General features: G+C 72.3%; 3 protein-coding genes. 1 reads left to right on the top strand and 2 read right to left on the bottom strand.

Annotated features, from left to right (window positions below; translation table 11 throughout):
- Window positions 1-439: 439 nt before the first annotated feature.
- Window positions 440-1,708 carry a tyrosine--tRNA ligase gene (gene tyrS / locus ABZW03_RS38245; RefSeq protein WP_355269100.1) on the bottom strand — a complete coding sequence of 423 codons (1,269 nt, stop codon included), beginning with the start codon at window positions 1,706-1,708 and terminating at the stop codon, window positions 440-442.
- 304 nt (window positions 1,709-2,012) lie between these two features.
- Here tyrS and ABZW03_RS38240 point away from each other — a divergent pair, with 304 nt between their 5' ends.
- A complete protein-coding gene (locus ABZW03_RS38240) occupies window positions 2,013-2,543 on the top strand; it encodes an HNH endonuclease (protein WP_355269098.1) in 531 nt (176 codons plus the stop codon).
- A 96-nt stretch (window positions 2,544-2,639) separates the two neighbouring features.
- Here the strand turns inward: ABZW03_RS38240 and ABZW03_RS38235 are convergent.
- On the bottom strand, window positions 2,640-4,065 hold a 1,426-nt coding region (locus tag ABZW03_RS38235; RefSeq protein ID WP_355269097.1), incomplete at its 5' end, for a PQQ-binding-like beta-propeller repeat protein.

The following is a 4,065-nucleotide window of genomic DNA, read 5'->3' as shown; positions in this document are numbered from 1 at the left end:
AAGGAACGGACGCTTCCTTCGGACCGCCTTCCAGCAGGCCCTCCGGGCTTCGTTCTTTCGTGTTTCCAGCTTATCAGATGTTTTCCGCTCCGTTTTCCGGAGTTTCATTCATCCGATTTCCCGAACTGGCCGGGTCCGCTTTTCGCGGCGTCCACCACTTTAGCTCATTCCGAGCGTCACTCGAAATTCACGCTCACCCCGGTTGACGGGAACGCCAACGAGCCCATTTTCATGGGGATCAGAGTGAGAGTGGGTCTTGCTGAGTGGGATGGCCGCTCCAGCGACTCGTTCAACACTAGGCCACCCGGACGACATCGTCAAACGTCGAGGGCCGGATCTGTCCAGATCCGGCCCTCGGTGCTCAAAGCCGCAGCTCAGAGCGGGTGTGCTTTCAGCCAGGCCCCAGCCTGGCCGGTCTGTCGACCGGTTCGTCGACCGGTCAGCCAGCGGCGACCAGCTCCGCCGCCGCGAGGTTCCGCTTTCCGCGCCGCAGCACGAGCCAGCGGCCGTGCAGCAGGTCGGCCTCGGTCGGCACCGCCTCCTCGTCCGTCACCTTGACGTTGTTGAGGTAGGCACCGCCTTCCTTGATCGTCCGGCGGGCGGCCGAGCGGCTCGGCGACAGGCCGACGGCGACCAGCAGGTCGACCACCGTCTGGAGCTCGGACACCTCGGCCTTCGGCACCTCGGCCAGGGCGGCGGCCAGCGTCGGGGCCTCCAGGTCGGCGAGGTCACCCTGGCCGAACAGCGCCTTGGACGCGGCGACCGCGCGCTCGTACTGCTCCGCGCCGTGCACCAGCGTGGTGAGCTCCTCGGCGAGGGCGCGCTGGGCGAGGCGGGCGGCCGGGCGCTCGGCGGTCTCGCGCTCCAGCTCCTCGATCTCCTCCTTCGAGCGGAAGCTGAAGATCCGCAGGAAGGTGGGGACGTCCCGGTCGTCCGCGTTCAGCCAGAACTGGTAGAAGGCGTACGGGGTGGTCAGCTCGGGGTCGAGCCAGACCGTGCCGGACTCGGTCTTGCCGAACTTGGTGCCGTCGGCCTTGACGATCAGCGGCGTGGCCAGCGCGTGGACGGACTTGCCGTCGGCCTTGCGGATCAGGTCCGTGCCGGCGGTCAGGTTGCCCCACTGGTCGCTGCCGCCGGTCTGCAGGCTGCAGCCGTAGCGGCGGTTCAGCTCCAGGTAGTCCATGCCCTGGAGGATCTGGTAGCTGAACTCGGTGTAGCTGATGCCCGCGTCGGAGTTGAGCCGTCGGGCGACGGCCTCCTTGGCGATCATGTTGTTGACCCGGAAGTACTTGCCCACGTCACGCAGCAGGCTGATCGCCGACATCCCGGACGTCCAGTCCAGGTTGTTCACCATGCGCGCCGCGTACGGGCCCTCGAAGTCGAGGAAGCGCGAGATCTGGCCGCGCAGGCGCTCGACCCAGCCGGCCACCGTCTCGGGGTCGTTGAGCACGCGCTCGGCGGTGGGCTTCGGGTCGCCGATCAGGCCGGTGGCGCCGCCGACCAGGCCGAGCGGGAGGTTCCCCGCCTGCTGGATGCGGCGCATGGTGAGGATCTGCACCAGGTTGCCGAGGTGCAGGCTGGGGGCCGTCGGGTCGAAGCCGCAATAGAACGTGACCGGGCCGTCCGCGAACGCCTTGCGCAGTGCGTCCTCGTCAGTGGAAAGGGCGATCAGCCCACGCCACTGCAGCTCGTCGACGATGTCCGTCACGGTCACGCTTCTCCTTCGATCGGGCGTCCGCCCGGTGCTGGCCCGGTTCGGTCGGGCCCCGGGTCGGTACGACTCCAGCCTGATAGAGCCTACGCGGTTCCGGCCAGCGAGTTTTCCCCGAGGCGCCCCGCCGGGCCGGTCGGCCCCCGTCCCGGCTCCCTCTCCCGGCCCCTCCCCGATACCGGAAATTCCGTTGTTCGACGGCTGCGGGCCCATTCAGAGTGGTTCCACCGCCGTGCGGCGGCAGTGACGTGTGTGGAGACGGTCGTGCCGCCGTGGCACGCCCGGAGGAAGGGTGTGCCGAGTGCGCAACACGCTGGTTCTGAACGCGAGCTACGAGCCCCTGACGACGGTGTCGCTCCAGCGCGCCGTCGTCCTGGTGCTCCAGGACAAGGCGGTGGTGGAGCAGGCGCACCCGCTGCGCTCGATCCGGGGGACGGGCGTGACCGTCCCGGTGCCACGGGTGATCAGACTGCAACGGTACGTACGGGTGCCGTTCCGACAACAGGCTCCGTGGTCGCGGCGGGGTGTCCTGGCCCGGGACCAGCACCTGTGCGCGTACTGCGGCCGGCGGGCCACCACGGTGGACCACCTCCAGCCCAGGTCGCGCGGTGGCGCCGACAGCTGGATCAACACCGTCGCCGCGTGCGCGGAGGACAACCAGCGCAAGGCGGACCGCACGCCGGAGCAGGCCGGGATGACGCTGCTGCGCCGCCCGTTCGTGCCCACGCCGCAGGCCAGCCTGATGCTTGCGCTCGGTCTGCGCGGCTCGGAGGTCCGGGACCTCGCCGACTGGCTGCCGGCCGTACCGGGCCGGCCCGTCCCGGCGGCGTGAGGACACGCTCGACCCACTCGGAGGACACGCTCGCCGACGGCAGTGCGGCACGGACGCGGGACCAGGGCACGGAGGCGGGACCAGGGCGCGGAGGCCTCAGTCCTTCGCCTGGTACCCCGCCGCCGTGCCGTAGTTGGTCGAGTGCTCGGGCACCACGACGACCTGCCCGCCGCCGATCAGCACCCGACCGGAGATCAGGAGCGAGCCCGTACCGGGCGGGAAGTTCCCGCCGGTCGCCTCCCGGCCGCCCGCCAGCGGGAACCGGCTGAGGCGGGCGGGCTGGTCGCGGCGTTCGTCGGCGGCGAGCACCAGCGACCCGCCGTCGACGCCGACGGCCCGGACGGCGCCCTTGGCGGCGGTCGGCGCCTTCCAGCGCTGCTTGCCGGTGTCCAGGTCGTAGCCGACCGCGGCCACCGGCCCGCCGCCGTTCGACGGAGCGAGGGTGGTGACCATCGTGCGGCCCTCGAAGTACACCCCGGGAGTGGCCGAAAACGCTCCGTGGGCGACGTCCAGCCGGCCGCCCTCGGCGGCCACCGGGATCTCGGCGGCCGGGTCGCCGCCCGCGCCCCAGGCGAACACCCGGTCGTCCTCGGGCTTCTCACCGGTGGTGAGGACCACCGACGGCTCGGCGGAGAGCACGGTCACCGTCTTCGGCTGGTTGTTCAGGCCCCGCCACCAGCCGACCTTGCCGTCCGCGGTGTTCAACGCGACGGCCTGGTCGGCGGGGGTCGAGTCGGCGCAGGAGGAGGCGACCAGCACGGTCCTGCCGCTGACCCCGCCGGACAGGGTGCAGAACTTGCCCTGCCCGGTGTACTGCCAGATGTCCTTGCCGTCGGCCGAGTCCCAGGCCACCACCCGGTCGTCGCCGACGCCGACCACCTTGTCCTCGGTGACGCCGATCCGGGCCGAGTAGGCGCCCTTGGTGTCCGAGAGCGCCTTGGTCCAGGCGGTCTTCCCGGTCTTGGTGTCCACGGCGGCCACCAGCGTGCAGGGGCTCTTCGGGTCGGCCTGCGGCCGGAACAGCGCCGCGCCCAGGCCGGCCTGGTTCACCCCCGCCGACAGCCCGCACGGGACGGCCCCGGCGGCCGGCGGCTCCACCGACCAGGTCGGCTTGCCGCCCGCCCGGTCGTACGCGTGCACCCCGGAGCCGTCGGCCCGGACCACCGCGTCGGCCAGCAGCCAGCTGCCGATCAGCGTGTCGTCGCCCCCGGCCGGACCGGCCGCGGCGGGCTGCGCGGCCCACGCCCGGGTGTGCGCCACCGCGAAGCCCGGCTCGCCGCCGCTGCTCGCCGCCGCGCTGCCGCCACCGCCCTCGGTGCCGACCATCAGCCCGGCCGCCACCAGCACCCCCAGCGCGGCCACCCCGGCACCGGTCCGCACCAGCAGGGCCTTGCGGCTGGGCACGTGATCCCCGGTCAGCACCGCATCGGCGGCCTTCCGGGCCTTGGCGGAGAGTGAGGAGCCGGCGCCCGTGCCGGCGCCGGACCCGCCGCCGGCGCCCCGGCGGGCGGCGGCCCGGGAC

Origin of the sequence: Kitasatospora sp. NPDC004799 (genome assembly GCF_040609095.1) — a bacterium.
Taxonomy (GTDB): domain Bacteria; phylum Actinomycetota; class Actinomycetes; order Streptomycetales; family Streptomycetaceae; genus Kitasatospora.
The sequence above is the reverse complement of the archived record's forward strand: the minus strand, read 5'-3'. Positions and strand labels throughout refer to the sequence as shown.